At 63.3% G+C, this 21,778-nt stretch carries 18 protein-coding genes; 14 read left to right on the forward strand and 4 right to left on the reverse strand.

Going from position 1 to position 21,778, the window contains the following annotated elements:
- Positions 1–2 precede the first annotated feature (2 nt).
- Positions 3–623: a response regulator transcription factor gene (locus GE253_RS08220; RefSeq protein WP_160105571.1), complete on the reverse strand. Its 621-nt coding sequence runs from the start codon at positions 621–623 to the stop codon at positions 3–5.
- Entirely contained in the window at positions 616–1,890 is a 1,275-nt protein-coding gene (locus GE253_RS08225) for a histidine kinase (protein WP_153203643.1), read from the reverse strand. Before GE253_RS08225 ends, GE253_RS08220 begins: the two co-directional genes overlap by 8 nt.
- A 196-nt stretch (positions 1,891–2,086) precedes the next feature.
- Between GE253_RS08225 and GE253_RS08230 the strand changes: the two genes are divergently transcribed.
- Positions 2,087–4,354, forward strand: a complete 2,268-nt coding sequence (locus tag GE253_RS08230) for a TonB-dependent receptor (RefSeq protein WP_173012559.1) — start codon at positions 2,087–2,089, stop codon at positions 4,352–4,354.
- Positions 4,355–4,363: 9 nt separating this feature from the next.
- Here GE253_RS08230 and GE253_RS08235 read toward each other — a convergent pair whose 3' ends face one another.
- Complete coding sequence (locus GE253_RS08235) at positions 4,364–5,224, reverse strand: LysR family transcriptional regulator (RefSeq protein WP_153203645.1); 861 nt, start codon at positions 5,222–5,224, stop codon at positions 4,364–4,366.
- A gap of 109 nt (positions 5,225–5,333) precedes the next feature.
- On the opposite strand from GE253_RS08235, the gene GE253_RS08240 reads away from it, so the two are divergent.
- The 3 genes from GE253_RS08240 (at position 5,334) to mgtE (ending at position 9,611) form a co-directional block, all read left to right on the forward strand.
- Positions 5,334–5,750 carry a tautomerase family protein gene (locus tag GE253_RS08240; RefSeq protein ID WP_153203646.1) on the forward strand — a complete coding sequence of 139 codons (417 nt, stop codon included), beginning with the start codon at positions 5,334–5,336 and terminating at the stop codon, positions 5,748–5,750.
- Positions 5,751–5,904: 154 nt separating this feature from the next.
- Positions 5,905–8,190 carry an NADP-dependent malic enzyme gene (locus GE253_RS08245; RefSeq protein WP_153203647.1) on the forward strand — a complete coding sequence of 762 codons (2,286 nt, stop codon included), beginning with the start codon at positions 5,905–5,907 and terminating at the stop codon, positions 8,188–8,190.
- Positions 8,187–9,611, forward strand: a complete 1,425-nt coding sequence (gene mgtE / locus GE253_RS08250) for a magnesium transporter (RefSeq protein ID WP_153203648.1) — start codon at positions 8,187–8,189, stop codon at positions 9,609–9,611. Before GE253_RS08245 ends, mgtE begins: the two co-directional genes overlap by 4 nt.
- Here mgtE and GE253_RS08255 read toward each other — a convergent pair.
- Complete coding sequence (locus tag GE253_RS08255) at positions 9,608–10,954, reverse strand: bifunctional diguanylate cyclase/phosphodiesterase (protein WP_153203649.1); 1,347 nt, start codon at positions 10,952–10,954, stop codon at positions 9,608–9,610. The genes mgtE and GE253_RS08255 overlap by 4 nt on opposite strands.
- Before the next feature lie 324 nt (positions 10,955–11,278).
- Here GE253_RS08255 and GE253_RS08260 point away from each other — a divergent pair, with 324 nt between their 5' ends.
- The 10 genes from GE253_RS08260 to GE253_RS08305 all read left to right on the forward strand — a co-directional run bounded on the left by GE253_RS08260 (position 11,279) and on the right by GE253_RS08305 (position 21,716).
- Positions 11,279–12,061 (forward strand): YdcF family protein, encoded by a 783-nt coding sequence (locus tag GE253_RS08260; RefSeq protein ID WP_211101391.1) that lies wholly within the window; start codon positions 11,279–11,281, stop codon positions 12,059–12,061.
- A gap of 246 nt (positions 12,062–12,307) precedes the next feature.
- A complete protein-coding gene (locus tag GE253_RS08265) occupies positions 12,308–13,315 on the forward strand; it encodes a lytic murein transglycosylase (protein WP_247878553.1) in 1,008 nt (335 codons plus the stop codon).
- 43 nt (positions 13,316–13,358) lie between these two features.
- Complete coding sequence (locus GE253_RS08270; RefSeq protein ID WP_153203651.1) at positions 13,359–14,336, forward strand: septal ring lytic transglycosylase RlpA family protein; 978 nt, start codon at positions 13,359–13,361, stop codon at positions 14,334–14,336.
- Between the two features lie 179 nt (positions 14,337–14,515).
- Positions 14,516–15,694: a D-alanyl-D-alanine carboxypeptidase family protein gene (locus GE253_RS08275; RefSeq protein WP_247878554.1), complete on the forward strand. Its 1,179-nt coding sequence runs from the start codon at positions 14,516–14,518 to the stop codon at positions 15,692–15,694.
- A gap of 1 nt (position 15,695) precedes the next feature.
- Entirely contained in the window at positions 15,696–16,334 is a 639-nt protein-coding gene (tmk, locus tag GE253_RS08280; protein ID WP_153203653.1) for a dTMP kinase, read from the forward strand.
- Complete coding sequence (locus GE253_RS08285; protein ID WP_348770797.1) at positions 16,331–17,452, forward strand: DNA polymerase III subunit delta'; 1,122 nt, start codon at positions 16,331–16,333, stop codon at positions 17,450–17,452. The genes tmk and GE253_RS08285 overlap by 4 nt, the downstream gene beginning before the upstream one ends.
- A 40-nt stretch (positions 17,453–17,492) precedes the next feature.
- Positions 17,493–19,052, forward strand: coding sequence for a methionine--tRNA ligase (metG, locus tag GE253_RS08290; RefSeq protein WP_153203654.1), 1,560 nt, complete (start codon positions 17,493–17,495; stop codon positions 19,050–19,052).
- Complete coding sequence (locus tag GE253_RS08295; RefSeq protein WP_153203655.1) at positions 19,052–19,852, forward strand: TatD family hydrolase; 801 nt, start codon at positions 19,052–19,054, stop codon at positions 19,850–19,852. Before metG ends, GE253_RS08295 begins: the two co-directional genes overlap by 1 nt.
- Positions 19,853–19,875: 23 nt before the next feature.
- Positions 19,876–20,649 (forward strand): MBL fold metallo-hydrolase, encoded by a 774-nt coding sequence (locus GE253_RS08300; RefSeq protein ID WP_153203656.1) that lies wholly within the window; start codon positions 19,876–19,878, stop codon positions 20,647–20,649.
- A gap of 26 nt (positions 20,650–20,675) precedes the next feature.
- On the forward strand, positions 20,676–21,716 hold the full coding sequence (locus GE253_RS08305) for an oxidoreductase (RefSeq protein WP_153203657.1): 1,041 nt from the start codon (positions 20,676–20,678) through the stop codon (positions 21,714–21,716).
- Positions 21,717–21,778: the final 62 nt, after the last annotated feature.

The raw sequence follows: 21,778 nt of genomic DNA on the forward strand, positions 1-21,778 counted from the left end.
CCCTATCCACCCACCCGGCGCTGCACCGCCACGCGCACCAGATCGGCCGTGCGGCGCACGCCGAACCGGTTGCGCAGGCGGACCAGGGTATTGGCCACCGTCTTGTAACTGATGCCCAGCCGGCGGCCGACATCATCCAGGTCGGCCGTATCGGCCAGCAGGTCCAGTATTTCCGCCTCCCGCTCCGTCAGGTCGGTTTCGCGGTTGGGCAGGGCCAGGGCGCGGGCAATATCGGCCGACAGCCAGCGCGCGCCCCGCAATGCCGCCTCTGTTGCTTCCACCAGGGCTTCCGGCGCGTCGGACTTGGTGACATAGGCGGCAGCACCCAGTTCAATACAGCGGCTGGCAATGCCCGGCGTTTCATGCATGGACAGAACAACGACGCGCCGCCCCGCCTCTGTCAGTTCCCGAACAAGGTCCAGCCCGTTGGGTGTGCCCGGCAGGTTCAGGTCGGTAATCACCAGATCGGGATCATGGCGCTCCACCTGGGTGCGCGCGGCCTGCCCGTCGGCCGCTTCCACCACGCGGAAGCGGGACAGCGGCGGCTCCAGCAACTGGCGGCAGCCGCCGCGCACAATGGCATGGTCATCAACCACCAGGATCAGGGGGGCGGTTTCAGCCATGGCGGTGCAATCCTTCTGCTGTTGCGGCGGGGACGGGAATATGGGCTTCCACCAGGGTCTGCCCATCCGCCCCGCTGGTGATGCTGAACCGGCCACCCAGGGCGCGGACGCGTTCCCGCATCCCGGTAATGCCGTGCCCCGGCAGCGCGTCCGGCTTCATGCCGCCGCCATCATCGCTGACCTGCAGGGTAATGCTGTCGGCCTGGCCCTGCACCCGCAGGCCGATCCGGCTGGGCTGGCCATGGCGCAGGGCGTTCAGGATTGCCTCATGCGCGATGCGGTACAGCGTCAGGTCGGCGGCCTCGCTGCGGGCGAAGGCCGACATGTCCAGATCAACGCTGAAGCTTGTCTGCGGATGCTGCCGCGCCAACCCCGCCGTCAGATCGCGCAAGATGTCGGCTGCGTGCAGATGATCCAACCCCATCGGGCGCAACCGGTTGAGAATGCGGCGGGACAGGTCGCGGATGCCGGCGGCAGCATCAGCGATGGCGCCAGCCCGGCCCGCCGCATCCCCCGGCGGTACCGGGCCGGTGGCGGCGGCGCGGCCGATGGCATGGGCATCCACGCGGATACCAAATAATAGCGGTCCCAACTCATCGTGCAGATCGCGGGCCAGTTGGGCCCGTTCCTGATCCTGCAGGGCAATCAGGCTGTGTGACAGGGCGGCATTCTCCACCCGTGCCGCCACCAGTTCCCGATCCAGCCGGGCAATCCGCTGGCCGATGGCTGCCAGTTCCGGGATGGCAATGGCAGTTTCCGGCCCCGCCTGCTGCCCCTGGGCCAAACGGTCCAGCGCCAGGGCAAAGCCATTCAGCGGTGCCAGCGCCCGCCCCACCAGAACCGACAGGGCCAGCAGCATCAACAGCAGCATGGTGGCGGCCGTCACCGCCAGCGCCACGGTGTCCGACCAGACCTCCGCCACCTCATCCGCCGGATCGGCGCGCAGCAGCCAGACACCACCCTCCACTGGCAGCAAAATATCGTCCGCCCCGTTCCAGACCAGGGCGGCAAACCAGCCCGGCACCCCCGGATGGTGCCGTTCCACCGGGGGCAGGGGGTTGCCCTGCGGCACGAACTGGCGGGTGACATGGCGGACATGGGCGGGCAATGCCGCCCGGGGGGGCTCGGCCCGCGCCAGTTCCAGGGCGGCTTCCGTCTCCATCCGCACGGAAACGCGGGCACCCGCCACGGTCACCGCCAGCCCGGCCAGGGCCGACAGGACCGCCGCCAGCATCACCAGCAGAATGATCCGCCACCGCAGCGACAAGCCGTCCCCCTTCCCGTCCAACGGGCGTGAAGGTTCAGCTTAGACCGAGCTGGGCCACCCCGGCCATAGGGCGAAGGTATCAGGATAAATATCCCGTCAATTCCGGGATAAATGACTGACCCGATGGTACAATTGTCCGGATCGACCCTGACGCTGCCCAATGGGGCCAACAAAGACCGTTCCAGGGAAAAACCCCATGCGCCGCCCACCGCTATTCTGGCTGCTGACCAGCAGCCTGCTGACCCCTGCCGCCCTGGCCCAGCCGCTGGACAAGGCCGAGGAGGTGATTGTCATCGGCATTGCCGGTGGCCAGGAAGGGGTGCCGCTGGACCGGTTGCCGGCCAGCGGCCACCGCCTGGACAGCGCCACGATGAACCGGCCGGGCACCGTGACGGCAACGGAGGGGCTGCAGCGCCGGCTGGGATCGGTCAGCAGCATCGACAGTCTGGGCAATGTCTGGCAGCAGGGCGTGGCCCTGCGCGGTTTCACCGCCGCCCCAGCCTTGGGTGAACCGCAGGGGGTGGCCGTCTATCAGGACGGGATGCGCGTCAACGAGGCCTTTGGCGATGTGGTGCAGTGGGATTTGCTGCCGGCCTTCGCCATCAACCATGCCCAGGTGATCGCCGGTTCCAACCCCACCTTTGGCCCCAACGGGCTGGGCGGATCGGTGCTGCTGTCCATGAAGGATGGGTTCAGTTTTCAGGGCACGGAAGCTGAGGTTGCTGCCGGATCGGATGGTTTCCTCTCCCTGACCGCCCAGACGGGCGGGAGGGAGGGGAAGACGGGCTATTACCTGGGCCTGTCGCATGGACGGGATGATGGGTGGCGCTATTTCTCCCCCAGCCGGCTGACCCGGGCCTATGGCGATGTGCTGTACCGGCCGGATGGCGGTGGCGAACTGGGCCTTTCCATCACCGCCGCGACATCGGAACTGACGGGCAATGGTGCTGCACCCGGCGATCTGCTGACGCAGGATCGCCGGGCCGTCTTCACCCATCCCGACCGCACGGATAGCGACCTGCTGGCGCTTTCCCTGCGGGGGGAGATGATGGCCGGGCAGGGCTGGACCCTGCGGGCAGCCGCGCATTGGCGCCATCTGAAACGCCGGACGGCCAATGGCGACCAGGGCAGTTTCGAGCTGTGCAGCAGCGGCCTTTGTGTGGAGGAGGGTGACGATCTGGAACCGGTTATCGGCGCTGATGGCCGGCCGGTTGGCGGGTTGACCGAGGAGCCCGATGCCGTCTTCAACCGCACCCGGACCCGCACCGACAGCCAGGGGCTCAGCCTGCAGGCCCGGCACGCGGGCGCGCCGGGCGGTCTGGAGAATATCCTGATCCTGGGGGCAACGCTGGACCATGCCAGCACCCGCTATGGCAGCGGCACCGAGCTTGGGCAACTGGATGCCACGCGCGGGGTGGAAAGCCTGGGGATTGCCATCGGGAATGATGAATTCAATGTCGGGCTGAAAACCCGGTCCTGGATGCTGGGGGCCAGCCTGTCCGACACGCTGTCGCTGACGCCCGATCTGCATCTGACCGGGGCGTTGCGTCTGACCCATGCCGATCTGCGCTTGCGTGACCAGTTGGGCTCGGATCTGGATGGCGACCATACCTATACCGCGCTTAATCCCGGCCTGGGATTGGCCTGGAATCCCCAGCCGGGGACAGTGCTCTATGCCAGCGTCAATGAGAATAACCGCATCCCCACGCCGGCTGAACTGTCCTGTGCCGACCCGAAACGCCCCTGCCGCTTCCCGAATGCCTTTCTGGCCGATCCGCCACTGGATGATGTGCGATCCCGCACCTGGGAGGCGGGGGCCAGGGGGCAATGGGCGGATGGACAGGTGGAATGGTCGCTGGCGGCCTTTCGCACCGATAACCGGGACGACATCATCTTCATTTCCGCCGGTCCCGTCATCGGTACCGGCTATTTCGACAATGTCGGTCGCACCCGGCGCCAGGGGCTGGAAGCCGGATTATCGGGCAGCCAGGGGCCGGTTTCCTGGTTCATCGATTATGCCCTGGTCAAGGCCAGCTTCCGCAGCCCGCTGTCGATCCAGGCCCCGCATAATCCGCAGGCGGAGGCCGATGGCGACATCGCCGTCAGCCCCGGCGACCGCATCCCCGGCATTCCCCAGCACAGCCTGAAAATCGGCGCCGATCTGGCGTTGGGCAGGGCCTTGGTGCTGGGGGCGGAGATGCATTATTCCTCCAGCCGTTTTCTGCGTGGGGATGAGGCGAACCTGACGCGACCGCTGGGCGGTTTCGCCCTGTTCAACCTGTCGGCCCGTTATCAACTGGTCGAGGGTGTCACCCTGAATGGCCGGATCGATAATGTGTTCGACCATCGCTATGCCACCTTTGGGATTTATGGGGATGCTGGGGAACTGGGCTTTGATGATCCGCGTTTTCTGTCACCCGGCGCACCCCGCCGTTTCATCGCGGGCCTGTCCGCCCGGTTCTGATCCACGGGTTTAGTGCCCCCCGGTCACGCCGGGGGTGGCAAGGGCGGCGCGGACACTGGCGGCAATGGCATTGATCGCCCTGGTCCGTGCCTGGCCCGTGGCGCGGCCCAGAAGGATGATATCGGACGCAGGAAGCCGGGGAAGACCCAGCAATGGCCCGACATCCTGGCTGGCGGCCCCAAACCGCCCCATGGGCGCAATTCCAAATCCTGCCGAAAGCCCAGCCAGCAAGGCACTGCTGCTGCCGGCCACGAAGCTTTCGTACCAGGGGATACCGGCCTTGCCCAAGGCCCGTATCGCCAGGGCGCGCACGCCGCAAGGCTCCCCCAATGACGCGATGGGCAAGGGTAAGGTGCCGGCAAGCAGCGTGGGATCGCCGCACCAGATCAAGGGCTCGCTGCCCAACACCTCCCCATCATTGCCGCCAGCCTCACGGCGGATGATGATGGTGTTCAACTCCCCCTGTTCGAAGGCCGTTCGCAGGGACTGGGACAATGATACCCGCAGTTCCAGCCGAATATCTGCCGGCAGGACTGCCCGCAACCGTCGCAGCAGCGGGCCGGACGCGGCCCCCATCACATGGTCGCTGATGCCCAGGCGCAGATGCAGGGCCGGACCGTCCTTGAAACGCAGCGTCGCATCATGGGCGGCCAGCAGGGCCCGCGCCCGTTCCAGGAAGACCACCCCATCCGCTGTGGGCCGCACGAAGCGGGGCGAACGCTCCAGCAATTGGGTTCCCAACTGCGCCTCCAATGCCTTCAGCCGTTGACTGACCACCGGCTGCACGGTTCCCACCGCCTCAGCCGCGCGCGTCAAGCCACCCAGATCCACCGTCAACACGAAGAGCTGCACCGATTCAAGGTCGAGCATCGGATAACCATTAAAATTTGCGATCTTGATTATCATAAATCATATCATTCCAGTATGATGGGTGTCGCCCCATAATCTCGCCATCACCAAGGAGAAATGGGAGCAAGCGATGCCAATGATCACCATTCGTTATGTCGAACCGGTAACCGGGGGCCCCGATCATCGGGCCGCCATTGCCGGGGCTGCGGCCGGTTGGGCCGCCGACCATCTGGGCAAGGATAAGGGCGTTACCGCTGTTCTGGTGGAGCCGGCGGATCCCGCCGGCTGGTACATTGCCGGCCAGCGACCGACAGATGCCGGCCTTGCCGCCTTCTGGCTGGATATCAAGATAACCGCCGGCACCAATCTCAAGGCGGAAACCGCGCGCTTCGTGCGGGCGGCCTTTGCCGGCATGGCGGAATTGCTGGGGCCGCTGCATCCGGAAAGCTATGTGCTGGTCCATGCTGTCGATGGACATGCCTATGGCTATGGCGGCTTGACCCAGGAACAGCGCTGGGCAGCGATGCAGGTGAATACCAGCGCATGAGTAACGCGGCATCGGCGCGGCGGGCGGGGGGCAGGTCCACGCCCGCCGCAAGCGCCACAGACTGGACAGCCGCACCCGGAACAGCCTAACTAGCGACCAAAGAAAAACAATCCGCAAAGACCCTCCGTTATGGTTGCTGGGAGCAAGTTAGGAAATGACCGACGCCTTTCGTGATGCGGCCCTTGATTATCACCGGTTGCCGACGCCCGGTAAGATTGCCGTTACCCCGACCAAGCCGCTGGCCACCCAGCGCGATCTGGCGCTGGCCTATTCGCCCGGCGTTGCCCATGCCTGCGAGGCCATCGTCGAGGACGAGGCCAACGCCGCGAAATATACCAGCCGTGGCAATCTGGTGGCCGTGATCACCAACGGCACAGCCGTGCTGGGCCTGGGCGATATCGGGCCGCTGGCCTCCAAGCCGGTCATGGAAGGCAAAGGCGTTCTGTTCAAGAAGTTCGCCGGTATCGACGTCTTTGATATCGAGATCAATGAGAAAGATCCCGAGAAGCTGGTTGAGGTCATCGCCGCCCTGGAGCCGACCTTCGGCGGCATCAATCTGGAAGATATCAAGGCGCCGGAATGCTTCTATGTGGAGAAGCAGCTCCGCGACCGCATGAAGATTCCGGTCTTCCATGATGATCAGCATGGCACCGCCATCATCGTTGCCGCCGCCATCACCAACGCGCTGAAGCTGACGGGGCGGGATTTCTCCACCGTCAAGCTGGTCTGCTCCGGTGCCGGTGCGGCGGCCCTGGCCTGTCTGGACCTGCTGGTCGATATGGGCCTGCCGGTGGAAAATGTCTGGGTCAACGACATCAAGGGCGTGGTCTATGAAGGCCGCACCGAGCTGATGGACCCGCGCAAGGCCCGTTACGCCAAGCCGACCAATGCGCGTACCCTGGACGATATCATTGGCGATGCCGACGTCTTCCTCGGCCTGTCCGCCCCGCGCGTGCTGACGCAGGATATGGTGAAGAAGATGGGGGCGCACCCCATCGTCATGGCGCTGGCCAACCCAACCCCGGAAATCATGCCGGATGAGGTGAAGGCCGTGCGGCCCGATGCCATCGTCGGCACCGGCCGGTCGGATTTCCCCAATCAGGTCAATAACGTCCTCTGCTTCCCCTTCATCTTCCGGGGTGCCTTGGATGTGGGCGCCACCACCATCAACGAGGCGATGAAGATCGCCGCCGTGAAGGCCATCGCCAATCTCGCCCAGGCAGAGGTGCATGATGTGGTGGCCATGGCCTATGGCGAGGCCCCGCCGAGCTTTGGCCCGGAATATCTGATCCCGCGCCCGTTCGACCCGCGCCTGATCCTGGAAATCGCCCCGGCTGTGGCCCAGGCGGCCATGGATAGCGGTGTCGCCACCCGCCCGATCCAGGATTTCGACGCCTACCGCGAACAGTTGGGTCAGTTCGTCTTCCGCTCCGGCCTGCTGATGAAGCCGGTCTTCGCCAAGGCCAAGGCCGATCCGCGCCGCATCGCCTATGCCGAGGGTGAAGAGGAACGCGTGTTGCGCGCCGCCCAGCAGGTGCTGGAAGATGGTATCGCCCAGCCGATCCTGATCGGCCGCCGCGACGTGGTGACCCGCCGCATCGAAAAGCTGGGGCTGCGTCTGCGCCTGGGCGAGAATGTGCGCCTGATCGATCCGCAGAACGACCCGGCCTATAACGACTATTGGCAGACCTACCATCGCAAGATGGAACGTAACGGCGTTTCCCCCGACCGCGCCCGCCAGGTGGTGCGCACCAATACCACCGTGATCGGTGCGCTGATGGTGGAGAAGGGGGAGGCAGACGCCCTGGTCTGCGGCACGGTCGGCCTGTATGACTGGCACATGAAGCATGTGAATGACGTGATCGGCAAGCGCCAGGGGGCTCGCGTCATGGCGGCCCTGTCGGTGCTGATCCTCAATCGCGGTACCTTCTTCCTCACCGATACCTATGTGAATGCCAACCCGACGGCAGCCGATCTGGCGGAAATCACAGAGCTGGCAGCCGAAGAGGTCCGGCGTTTCGGTCTGACGCCAAAGGTGGCCCTGCTGTCGCATTCCAGCTTTGGCAGCCATAATGATACGGCGGCCTTGAAGATGCGCGAAGCACTGCAGGCCATCCGTGCCCGTTGTGGCGATCTGGAGGTGGAAGGCGAAATGCACGCGGATGCGGCGATCAGCCCGGAAATCCGCAGCCGCATTTTCCCCAACAGCCGCCTGCAGGGCAGTGCAAACTTGATGGTCATGCCCGACCGTGACAGCGCCAACGTTTCCTTCAACCTGTTGAAGGTGCTGGGCGATGGTCTGGTCGTGGGGCCGGTACTGTTGGGGACAGCCAAGCCGGCCCATATCCTCACCCCGTCGGTGACGGTGCGCGGCATCGTCAATATGTCGGCCCTGGCCGTCATTGATGCGCAGGTTCATAACCCCGCAGGTGCCGCATGATGTCTCCGGCCGATCGCCCACCTTCAGATCGGCCGCATGGTGACCCCCGGCACGTCATCACTGATGATGGCGATGCCGGGGAAAGTGAACGGCTGGCCGTCATCGCGTTGATGGAGGCTGGTGATATGCAGGGCGCTGCCACATTGCTGGCAGACCTGCACCCGTCCGACGTCGCCGACCTGCTGGAGCAGGCCGACGCCGAACGGCGTGACGAGCTGGTGGCGCTGCTGCGCCCCAGCTTCGACGCCGAAATCCTGGCCTATCTCTCCGTCGATCTGCGTGAAGAGGTGGTGGAGCAGTTGGAGCCGAAGGCCCTGGCTGCCGCCGTTGCCGAACTGGATACCGACGACGCCGTCGACGTTATCCAGGATCTGGATGAGGAGGCGCAGGCCGAAATCCTGGCCAACCTGCCGCCCGAGGCCAGGGCACTAGTCGAGGAAGGGCTGACCTATCCGGAATTTTCCGCCGGTCGCCTGATGGGGCGGGAATTTGTTTCCGTGCCGGAATTCTGGACGGTCGGTGGTTTGCTGGATTACCTGCGCGCCGCTGCCACCGCCGATGACAGCCATGTACCCGAGCAATTCTACGATATTTTCATCGTCGACCCGATGCATCGGGTGGTGGGCACAGTGCCCCTCTCACGCGTGCTGCGGGCCCGGCGCGGGGTGAAGCTGAACGAAATCCTGCACGAGGATATCCACCGCATCCCCGCCACCATGGATCAGGAGGAGGTCGCCCGCCTGTTCCGCAATTACGGGCTGGTGTCCGCCCCCGTGGTGGATAAGGGCGGCCGTCTGCTGGGTGTCATCACCGTCGATGACGTGGTGGACGTGATCGAGGAGGAGGCGGAGGCCGACATGCTGGCCATGGGCGGCGTCGGGGAGGATGATTTCTACCGCGCCGTGCTGGCCACCGCGCGGTCACGCTTCCGCTGGCTGGCCGTCAATGTGGTGACGGCCCTGCTGGCGGCCATGGTGATCAATCTATTCTCCGTCACCATTTCGCATCTGGTGGCGCTGGCCGTGTTGATGCCCATTGTCGCCAGCATGGGCGGCAATGCCGGTACCCAAACGCTGACGGTGGCGGTTCGCGCTTTGGCCACCAAGGAACTGACGCCGGCCAATGCCACCCGTGTGATCGGCAAGGAAGTGGCGGTGGGCCTGCTGAATGGCTGTGCCCTGGCCGGCATTATCGGCGTCATCGCCTATCTCTGGTTCGGCCAACCGCTGCTCGGCGTGGTGATTGCCTGCGCCATGGTGGTCAACCTGTTCTGCGCCGGCCTGTTCGGCGCCCTGATCCCCTTTGTCCTGGACCGGATGCGCGTTGACCCGGCTGTCGCATCCGGCGTCTTCCTCACCACCGTTACCGATGTGGTGGGGTTCCTGGCGTTCCTAGGACTGGCAACGCTGATGCTGCTTTAATTTTTAGTCGGTGGCCCGCCATTGCGGATATAGGCGGCGAAATCCTCGGCCGGCATGGGGCGGGCGAACAGATAGCCCTGGCCTTCTTCCACCCCCAGGCGCTGCAGGATTTCCCACTGCGCCAGTGTCTCAATCCCCTCCGCCACCACCTTCAGATCCATCGCCTGGGCCATAGCGACAATGGCTTCCACAATATGGCGGGTAGATTGGTCATGCTCCATATCCATAACGAACTGCCGATCCACCTTCAGGCAGTCCAGCGGCAATTCCCGCAGATAGGAGAGGGAGGAATAGCCGGTGCCGAAATCATCCAGCGCCAGGGCCACCCCGCGATCCGCGATCCAGCGCATCTGCTGCAAGGCACCATCAAGGTCGGCCGGCAGGATGGTTTCGGTGATTTCCAGTTGCAGCAGATGCGGCGGGATACCGCTTTCCGCCAGCAGCACATCAACCAGGGCCGGTAGATGCCCCCAGCGGAACTGGCGTTCCGACACATTGACGGCAATCTGGATGGGTGGCAGCCCCTGGTCCAGCCACGCCTTGATCTGGTTGATCGCCTGGCGCAACACCCATTCGCCGATGGGGACGATCAGGCCGGTTTCCTCCGCCGTGGGGATGAAGATACCAGGCGGGATCATGCCCCGCACCGGATGACGCCAGCGCAGCAGCGCCTCCCCACCGATGGCATGACCACCGGCGATAGCGACCTTGGGCTGGTAATGCACACTCAGCTGGCCTTCCTGCATGGCCACCCGCAAGGCATCCTCCAGATCCAGCTTGTCACGCAGATCATCCTGCATGGCGCGTGTGAAATGCAGATAGCTGGTCGTGCCCGTTGCCACCGCCTGCCGCAGGGCAACGCAGGCATTCCGGATCAAGCTGGCGCCGTCGGTGGCATCATTGGGGGAAACCGCGACCCCCATCTTGGCCGAGACATGCAATTGCCGGCCTTCGATGATGATCGGGTCAGCCATATTGTTGGCAATGGCCGATGCCGCGAACAAGGCCTTGCCGGCATGATCCAGCCCAGGCAGGAAAATGGCGAACTGGGTCTGGGCAAAACGGCAGATCAGGTCATGGGGGCCACAGGCCGGCAACAACCGTTCCACAAGCAAGGCCATCGCATAATCCAGCGCGCCTTGGCCATGCACCTGGAAAAGCTGGTGCATCCGTTCAATTTCAATGACCAGCAGGCCAGCGATCAGCCGTCCCTGATGATCATGAAGGATTTGATCAACTTGGGAAATGAAGGGCCGCATCTCCCACAGGCCCGTAACCGCATCACGGGCGGAGGATTTCACGGCCGGAGCTTCCCCCGGCGTCATGATGTTGGGCAATGTCACGACGTCAATGTTCCGAAAAACGGGCAAGGGTACTGACGGGGCAGCAAGGGAAACATATCTCCATACTAGACCAGCATATCAATGTTTCCGGTTCAGCGCCCGTGACGAATATGTTCCAAAATCTGCTGAACATACCGAACGCTTCCCCCGTACCCATTGGGAAACACATGGCAACCCCATACCCCTGAATCTCATCAGGTTATCCACAGCATATTTTCACAATTGCCGTCGATTTGGAACCAAGATTAGGGACAATTGCTTCAATTCTTTGGCAGCGGTCCAGTACGGGCGCGGTTCATCTGAAAGCAGGGAAGGGCATTGGCGATGGGGTTTGAGCTGGGAAAGCTGCTGGCGGCATTGACGGCACCGGGCAATATCATCGGCTTGCTGGCCTTGGCCGGTCTTCTGCTGATGGTAGCGGGACGGGCGTTGGGACGGTGGTTTCTGGCACTGACGGCGTTGTTACTGACCCTGATCATGGTCACGCCCGTATCCACCTGGGCGCTGTTGCCCCTGGAACAGCGCTTCCCGGCCCCTGTCACCCTGCCGGCGGGCATCGATGCCATCATCGTACTGGGGGGTTCCGTCAGCCCAATCGGGTCGATGGAGCATGGCGCTCCGCAGCTGAACCAGGAGGCGGAGCGGCTGACCGTGGTGCCGGGGCTGATGCGGCATTATCCGGATATCCCGGTGATCTTCAGTGGCGGCAGTGGCGATCCGCGTGAGCCCGACGCGCGTGAAGCCCCGGTGGCCGCCGCCCTGCTGACGGATCTGGGGGTGGATATGGGGCGGCTGCGGCTGGAAAGCACCTCCCGCAACACCTGGGAAAATGCCGTCAACAGCAAGCCCCTGCTGCCACCGGGTGGCCGGGTACTGCTGGTCACTTCGGCAGCCCATATGCCGCGCTCCGTCGGCATTTTCCGCAAGGTGGGGATTGATGTCGTGCCTTACCCGGTCAGCTATGGCGCCAACCGGTTGGAACAGTGGCGTTTCGGTCTGAACCTTGCCGATAATCTGTCGCTGCTGGAGCGGGCCGCCTATGAATATCGGGGGCTGATCGTCTATTGGCTGTCCGGTCGTACCTCGGCTCTGTTCCCGGCCCCCTGACCGTCTTATACTAGCGGCATGAAATCCTGACCGATGGTCAAGATTTCATGCCCCTCAATCGCCGGCGCCAGCATCCGCTGGCTTGGCTACGCCGCACGTACGGCGCGGCGGCAGTCGCCGCCGTATCAACGGTCATCATTCCTGACCGTTGATATTACCCCCTCTTGGTCCGCCGCACCCCGGTTGCTTTTGCTGTTGACCGCGTGCCAAAACAATGGTGCTAAGGGCAGAATGGGAGCCAGCGCCTTGACCGACCGCACATCCACGCGCCGTACCGGACAGGCTGCCGCATGGCTGTTCGCGCTCGGCCTTTCGCTGCTGCCTATGCCCGGCAAGGCGACGCCGGCGGTGGACTTCCCGCAATGGCTGGAAACGCTTCGACAGGAGGCAGCGACCAAGGGCATCTCTGCCCCCACGCTGGATGCAGCCCTGACGGGGATTGCGCCGATTCCCCGTATCCTGGAACTGGATGCCAAACAGCCGGAACGGACGATCAGTTTTGACACCTATCTGTCCCGCACGGTGACAAAGCAGCGGATCGCCAAGGCCCGCGAACTCCACCGCACCCATCATAGCCTGCTGGAAAAGGTGGGGCGGCAATACGGCGTGCAGCCCCGCTTCATTGTGGCGCTGTGGGCGATGGAAACGGATTTCGGCCGCAATATGGGCGGCTTCAAGGTGGTCGATGCCCTGGCCACCCTGGCCTATGATGGCAGGCGCAGCGCCTATTTCCGCAAGGAATTGCTGGAGGCGCTGCAGATCATCGATGAAGGGCATATCAGTGCCGACCGGATGCTGGGTTCCTGGGCCGGCGCCATGGGGCAGAGCCAGTTCATGCCCAGCAGCTTTCTGCGCTATGCCCAGGATTTCAACGGCGATGGTCGGCGCGACATCTGGGGCACGCCGGCCGATGTCTTCGCCTCGGCCGCCAATTATCTCTCCAAGGTCGGCTGGCGCATGGATCAGACCTGGGGCAGGGAGGTGAAATTGCCGAAAGGCAATGCCGCTGCCGGCTGGACCGGATTCGACAAGGCCCAGCCCCTGACCGTCTGGGCCAAGCGTGGTGTGCGCCAGATGAACGGGAAGCCGCTGCCGGCAGCGACACTTTCCGCCGCCTTGGTGATGCCCGATGGCCCCGGCGGCAAGGCCTATCTGGTCTATGAGAATTATCGCACCATCATGGACTGGAACCGCTCGACTTATTTCGCAACAGCGGTGGGAATTCTCGCCGACCATATTGGCGCGGGCGTTTGAGTTGATGTAGTGTGCCGCCACAATCGGTTGGGGACAAAGCGGCATGTCGCGGGCAAATGTGGTAAAATGGGTGTTGTTCGGTGTGACGATGGCCGGCCTTTCGGCCTGCGCCTCCAAGCCGCCGCCCACCGCACCCCAGCAGGCAGGCGCCCCCGCATCAGCCGCCAGCCCGACGCCGGGCGGCACCTATAAGGTCGGCACCCCCTATCAGATTGACGGGGTTTGGTATTACCCGCAGGTGGATTACAGCTATAACCAGACCGGCATCGCAAGCTGGTATGGTCCGGGCTTCCACACCAAGGCCACCGCCAATGGTGAAGACTATAATGAGAATGAGCTGACGGCCGCCCACCAGACGCTGCCCATGCCCAGCCTGGTTCGCGTGACCAATCTGGAAAATGGCCGGTCCATCGTGGTGCGCATCAATGATCGCGGACCGTTTGTGCCCGGCCGTATCATCGATATGTCGCGCCGTGGCGCCCAGTTGCTGGGCTTTGACCAGAAGGGTACCGCCAAGGTGCGGGTGGAGATTCTGGCCGAAGAAAGCCGCGCCATTGCGGCGGCGGCGATGAATGCCGGTGGCACCCAGGTGGCTGGCTCCCCTGATGGCGGCCCGGTGCCGAAGGCGGCCCCTCGTCCCAAGGTGACGGTGGAGGGTGCGCCCCTGCCGGCGCCCAAACCCGTACCATCGCGCAATATTGCCCCGCCGGTAACGGTGGCTGGCACGACCACGGATGATGGTCGCTTCATGCCAGCCCCGGTGGTGGTGCAAAAGCCGGTGCCGCCCGGCCCGCAGCGCATCTATGTTCAGGCCGGTTCCTTCACCATCTATGATAATGCCAACAAGCTGCGTGCGCGGTTGAACTCCATCTCGCCGACCAACATCTCCCCAGCGATGGTCGGGGATACGCAGTTTTTCCGCGTCCGCGTCGGCCCGTTCGAGAATGTAGACCGGGCTGACCAGGTGCTGGCCCAGGTGCTGCAGACCGGCACCAATGGTGCGCGCATCATCGTCGATTAAGGGGTAACACCATTACTGGCGGGCGCGACGCTTGTATCCACCCCTGCGGCGTTCTAGGGGTGGCATTCACCGGGTTGTGCCGTCATTATGCCGGTACCGGGCGCATGAAGCACCCCCGGTGTCGCTTTACGCAGACAAAGGGTTAGCGGAATACCATGGAATTTCGGTTCGCACGTCGGATGAAGGGCGCTGTCCGCCGAGTGGCGGTGGCCTTCCTGTTCACCGCCGCAGCCACGCCGGCAATGGCGGCCAGCCTGGACACAATCGCCCGGGAAGCGATTCTGCTGGACGCGGATACAGGCACGGTCCTGTTTGAGAAAAATGCCGACGAGCAGATGCCGACCTCCTCCATGTCCAAGGTCGCCACGGCCTACATGGTATTCGAACGGCTGAAGGAAGGCCGGCTGAAGCTGGACGATACGCTGCCGGTGTCGGAACGGGCCTGGAAAGTCCAAGGCTCCAAGATGTTTGTGGAGCTGGGCAATAATATCAAGGTCGAAGACCTGATCCGCGGCATGATCATCCAGTCCGGCAATGATGCCTGCGTGGTGCTGGCCGAGGGTCTGTCCGGGACGGAGCAGGCCTTTGCCACCGCCATGAATAAGCGGATGAAGGAACTGGGGATGAACAATACCAACCTGATGAACGCATCGGGTTGGCCGGACCCGGACCATCATTCCACCGCGCGTGACCTTTCCACCCTGGCCGTCCGGTTGATCCGGGATTTCCCCGAATATTTCCATTATTATTCGGAGCAGGAATTCACCTATCACAACATCAAGCAGGGCAACCGCAATCCGCTGCTCTATCGCAATATGGGGGTGGACGGCATGAAGACCGGCCATACCGATATTGCCGGCTATGGCCTGATCGCCACCGGCAAGCGTAATGAGCGCCGGCTTGTCCTGGTGGTGAATGGCCTGCCCAATATGCAGGCCCGTGCCGATGAAAGCGCCCGTCTGCTGGAGTGGGGCTGGCGCGAATTTGATAATTACACCCTGTTCAAGGCGGGGGAGGTGGTGGACAACCTGCCCGTCTGGCTGGGTCAGGCGGAAACCGTGCCGCTGACCGTGCAGAACCAGATGAAAATCACCCTGACCCATGAACAGCGCCGCCTGATGAAAGTGACGCTGGTGGCCAATGCGCCCGTGGCGGCACCGGTGGCCAAGGGCACCAAGCTGGCCACCCTGAAGGTGATGGCACCGGATTTCCCGACGCTGGAGGTGCCGCTGGTGGCGGCGGCTGATGTGGAACGGCTGGGCCTGTTCGGCCGCGTGGCCGCTGCCGCCTCGCATATGCTGTTCGGGCCGTCCAAGCCTGCCGCCGCGCCGGCGGCGGAACCGGCAAAGGCCCCGTAACATGGCTGAACGCGGCCGCTTCATCACCCTGGAAGGCGGCGAAGGGGCAGGCAAATCCACCCAGATCCGCCTGCTGGCCGAGGCGTTGCGCGCCGATGGCCGGCAGGTGGTGATAACGCGGGAACCGGGTGGTTCACCGGGGGCGGAGGCCATTCGCAACCTGCTGGTCAATGGCGATGTCGGTCGCTGGTTGCCGGTCAGCGAAGCTTTGCTGCTGTCTGCCGCCCGCTATGACCATGTGCAGCGGACCATCCTGCCGGCGTTGGCGCAGGGGCAATGGGTGCTGTGCGACCGCTTCGCCGACAGCACCAGTGCCTATCAGGGCGATGGGCACGGGCTGGACAAGGCGTTGCTGGCACAGTTGCGGGCGATTGCGGTTGGTTCAACCCAACCCGACCTGACCCTGATTCTGGATATTGATCCCGCCATCGGTCTTGCCCGTGCCGCCGCCCGCAATGGCGGGGAGGACCGGTACGAGCAGATGAAGCTGGATTTCCATCACCGTCTGCGCGCGGGATATCTCGCCATCGCAGCGGCCGAGCCGGAACGTTGCGCCATCATCGACGCTGCCCAAGGCATTGATGCTATCCAGGCCGCCATCCGCCAGACCGTGCGGGACCGGCTGGGGGGCCTGCGGTGAGCGCGGAAACCCCGTTCGACGCGGAGACCTATCATCCGCGTCGCAACACCCATCTGGAGGGTCATGCGACCGCCCAGGCCCTGTTGCTGGAAAGCTGGAATTCCGGCCGGATGCATCATGCCTGGCTGATCGGTGGGCCGCCGGGTGTCGGCAAGGCGACGCTGGCCTATCGCATGGCCCGCTTTGTCCTGGTCAAGGGTTTGCCGGGGGAGGCGGATGGCGGCCTGTTCGGCCCGCCGCCGACACCGACCAGCCTGAATGTCGATCCGGAGCACCCGGCCTGCCGCCGCATCGCCGCCGCCGGCCATGCCGATCTGCTGACCATCCAGCGGACTTGGGACGAAAAGCGCAAACGCTACAAGCGCGACCTGCCGGTGGATGAGGTGCGCAAGATCGCCCCCTTCCTGCACCTGACCTCCGCCGAGGGGGGCTGGCGCGTGGTGATCGTGGATGGCGCTGACCAGTTAAACACCAGCGGCCAGAACGCCATCCTGAAAATCCTGGAAGAACCGCCGCCCAAGACTTTGATCCTGCTGGTGGCGGATAATGTCGGCGCCATGCTGCCTACCATCCGGTCGCGCACCCGCAAGCTGATGCTGGACCCGCTGAGCGAGGCGCAGGTGAAAAGCCTGCTGTTCCGCTATCAGCCTGACATGGCCGATGGTGACCGCACGGCCCTTGCCCGCTTGGGCGAAGGCTCGGTGGGCAAGGCGCTGGAGCTGCATCATGCCGGCGGCATGGATCTCTACAAGGCCATGCTGGGCGTGTTCGACACGCTGCCCCGGCTGGATATTCTGGGCGCCTATGCCTTCATTGATGCCGTGCTGCGCGGCAATGATGAGGCAAGCTGGGCCGCCATTTCCGAACTGATCGGCTGGTGGCTGGGCCGTATCGCGCGGGCCGCCGCGCGCGGCACCATCCCGCCGGAGGTGGTGCCGGGGGAAGCCGCCCTTGTCCACCGCCTGATGCAGGGGAGCCTTCGGGCCGGGCGCCTTGATCGCTGGGTGGAGGTGTGGGAGAACACCAACCATCTGTTCAGCAAGGCGGATCATGCCAGCCTGGATCGGCGTCAGACCCTGATGGGTGTTTTGATGCAGATCGAAGCGGCGTCTGCCTGAAAAAACGTTTCCGATTTGCCGTTTTTTGCGGAGAAGCACCATGTCCGGGCGCGCGCCTTACTACATCACGACGCCGATCTATTACGTGAACGACGCCCCGCATGTCGGCCACGCTTACACGACGATCGCCTGCGACGTGCTGGCCCGCTTCAAGCGGCTGGACGGTTTCGACGTGAAATTCCTCACCGGCACTGACGAACATGGGCAGAAGGTGCAGAAATCGGCGGAGAATTTCGGCACCACGCCGCAGGCGCTGGCCGACAAGAATTCCCAGAATTTCCGCGATCTGGCGGCCCTGCTGAATATCAGCAACACCGATTTCATCCGCACCACCGAACCGCGCCACATCAAGGCCGTGCAGGCCGTCTGGCAGAAGCTGCTGGATAATGGCGACATCTATCTGGGCAGCTACAAGGGCTGGTACTCTGTCCGTGACGAGGCCTATTACGGTGAGGATGAGCTGACGGAGCGCAATGGCCAGCGCTTCGCCCCCACCGGCGCCCCGGTGGAATGGGTGGAGGAGCCGAGCTATTTCTTCAAGCTGGCGTCTTATGGTGAAAAGCTGCTGAAACTCTATGAGGAACAGCCGGATTTCATCATGCCGTCCGGCAAGCGATCGGAAGTGATCAGCTTCGTCAAGACCGGCCTGCGTGACCTCTCGGTCAGCCGCACCACCTTCGACTGGGGGGTGAAGGTGCCGGGCGATGAAAAGCATGTGATGTATGTCTGGCTGGATGCGCTGGTGAATTACATCACCGCCATCGGCTATCCGGAAACGGGCGAGGGCACGGATTTCGCCCGATATTGGCCGGCCGACCTGCATATGGTGGGTAAGGATATTCTGCGTTTCCACACCGTCTATTGGCCGGCCTTCCTGATGGCGGCCGGCCTGCCGCTGCCGCGCCGCGTGTTCGCCCATGGCTGGTGGACCGTGGAAGGCGAGAAAATGTCCAAGTCGCTGGGCAATGTGGTGAAGCCGCAGGAACTGCTGGATACCTATGGCCTGGACCAGACCCGCTATTTCCTGCTGCGCGAAATCCCCTTCGGCAATGATGGTGATTTCTCCAAGCGCGCCATGATGCAGCGGATCAATGGCGAGTTGGCCAATGATTACGGCAATCTCTGCCAGCGCGTGCTCTCCATGATCCAGAAATATCATGAAGGCAAGGTGCCGCAGCCAGACGCGCTGACGGATGCCGACAATACCCTGCTGGGTGCCGCCGCCGGTATGCTGGATAGCGTGCGGGCGGAACTGAACAACCAGGCCTTCAACAAGGCGCTGGATGCCATCTGGCGCGTGGTCGGCGATGCCAACCGTTATGTCGATGAAATGGCCCCCTGGACGCTGCGCAAGACCGATCAGGTCCGCCTGGGCACCGTGCTCTATAATCTGGCGGATGTGATCCGCCAGTTGGCGATCATGACCCAGCCCTTCATGCCCGACAGCAGCGCCCGTATCCTGGACCAATTGGTGATCCCGGCCGATCAGCGTGGCTTCGGCGATCTGCTGACCGCCAAGCTGGTGCCCGGTACGCCGCTGCCCGCCCCGCAGCCGGCCTTCCCGCGCTATGTGGCGCCGGAGGCGGAGGAGACCAAGTGATGCTGGTCGACAGCCATTGCCATCTGGATTTCCCGGATTTCGCGCCGGAGCGCGATGCCGTGGTGCAGCGCGCCCGCGATGCGGGCGTGGGCTTGATGCTTTCCATCTGCACCCATGTGAGCAAATTCGGGCAAGTGCTTGATATTGCTCAATCCTATCCCGATGTTTATTGCACCTTGGGCATCCATCCGCATCAGGCGGCGGAGGAATTTGCCCTTTGCGATGTTGAAAAACTAATCGAACTGGCCAGGGCAAATCCCAAGGTTGTCGGCATCGGTGAAACCGGCCTGGATTATTTCTACGACAAGAGCCCGCGCGACATTCAGCAGGAAGCGTTCCGCCGCCATATCCGGGTGTGCCTGGAAACCGACCTGCCGATCATCGTCCATACCCGCGATGCCGATGAGGACACGATCCGCATCCTGCGGGAAGAGGGGCAGGGGCGGCTGCGCGGGTTGCTGCATTGCTTCAGCTCCGGCCGGCAACTAGCTGAAGAAGCTCTGGAATTGGGCTTCTATATCTCCCTGTCTGGCATCGTGACCTTCAAAAAGTCGGAAGATTTGCGCGCCATTGCCGCCGATGTGCCGCTGGATCGCATTCTGGTGGAAACCGATGCGCCCTATCTGGCCCCGGTGCCGATGCGTGGCAAGCGGAACGAGCCGGCCTTCGTTGCCCATACCGCCCGCCATGTCGCAGAGGTGAAGGGCGTTGCTGAGGCCGAACTGGCACGGGTGACGACGGCGAATTTCCAGCGCCTGTTCACCAAGGTGCCCGCCGCCGCCCTGTCGCTGGCGGCGTGACGGCGGGGGAAAAAGGGGCGGCCATGCGTGTCACCATTCTGGGCTGCGGTGGCTCCTCTGGGGTGCCGTTGATCGGCAATGTCTGGGGCAAGGCCGATCCGGCCAACCCGCGCAACCGCCGCCGCCGCCCCTCCATCCTGGTGGAGAATGCGTCCACCGCCATTCTGGTCGATACCGGACCGGATTTGCGGGAACAGTTGGTGGATGCCGGGGTGCAGCATCTGGATGGCGTGCTTTATACCCATGCCCATGCCGACCATGCCCATGGCATTGACGATCTGCGCGCCATCAACTGGCTGACCGGCAAAGCCCTGGATGTTCATGCCGATGCCGACACGCTGGCCATCTTGAGCCAGCGGTTCGATTACTGTTTCAAGCCATTGCCACCGGGTGGCAATATCTACGCCCGGCCGGTGCTCACACCACACATCATCAATGAACCCTTTCGCATTGGTTCTATTGATATAATTCCCTTTGTGCAGGACCATGGCCATTCCAATAGCCTTGGTTTTCGCTTCGGTCGCATCGCCTATTCCACCGATGTGGTGCGCTTGAGCGAGGAGGCGTTCGAAATTCTGGAAGGGGTGGATACCTGGATCGTCGATTGTGTGCGGCTGGAGCCGCCACACCCGGTTCACGCCCATTGGGACATTACGCGCGGCTGGATCGAGCGGTTGCGGCCCAAACGCGCCATCCTGACCCATATGAACCATATGATGGATTACGACACGCTGTGCGGCCTGTTGCCGGATGGTGTGGAACCCGCCTATGATGGCATGGTGGTTGAGGTTATCTGAGCGTTAAAACAAAGGGATATCCTGCAATGTTAAACGTCGCTCTTATCGGCTACGGCTATGCGGGACAGACCTTTCATGCTCCTTTGATCGCGGCGACGCCCGGCCTTAAACTGGCGTCCATTGTCTCCAGCAATGCGGAGAAGGTGAGGGGGCATTGGCCGGATGTGACGGTGTTGCCGACCCCGGAGGGGGCCTTTGTCGCCGCCGACATTGACCTGATCGTCATTGCTACACCCAACGATACCCATGCCGATCTTGCCGGCCGGGCGCTGGCTGCCGGCAAGCATGTGGTGGTGGATAAGCCGTTCACCGTGGATCTGGCCGATGCCAAACGGCTGGCCGCGCAGGCAAAGCACTGTGGCCGGATTTTATCTATTTTCCATAATCGTCGCTGGGATGGTGACTTCCTCACCCTGAAACGGTTGATCAATGCCGGGGAACTGGGGCGCGTCACCCAGTTTGAAAGCCATTTCGATCGGTTCCGCCCGACGGTGCGCGATCGCTGGCGGGAAAAGCCGGGGTCCGGTGCCGGCCTCTGGTACGATCTGGGGCCGCATGTCATTGATCAGGCGCTCTGCCTGTTCGGGCGGCCGCAATCCATTTACGCCGATATCGGCACCCAGCGGGCCGGCGACGGGGCACCGGATTATTTCCATGCGCTGCTGCGCTATGCCGCTGGTCTGCGGGTCATCCTGCATGGTTCCATGCTGACACCGGCCAGCGGCCTGCGCTTTGCCGTCCATGGCGACAAGGCCAGCTTCATCAGCCATGGGCTGGACAGTCAGGAAGATGCGCTGAAAGCCGGCCAGCAGCCGGGCGGTGATGGCTGGGGCGCGGCCTGTCAGCCGCCATCCATGACCAGCGTTGCCGAGGATGGCAGCTTGTCGACGCGGGTGATCAGCGATGCCGTGGCCGGGGATTATCTGCGCTATTTCGCGGAGCTACGGGACGCCATCCTGAGTGGAACCCATAACCCGGTCACGCCTGAAGAAGCCATTCAGGTGATGGAACTCATTGAGATGGGTCAGCAAGCGTCCGACCAGAAGCGTGAAATTCATCTGCGTTGACCGGGCCTTGCGCCGGGATATTGCACATAGTTTCCATAATCTTCCTTATCGCGTATTAAGGA

It is taken from the genome of Niveispirillum sp. SYP-B3756, assembly GCF_009495745.1.
In the GTDB taxonomy this organism is placed as follows: domain Bacteria; phylum Pseudomonadota; class Alphaproteobacteria; order Azospirillales; family Azospirillaceae; genus Niveispirillum.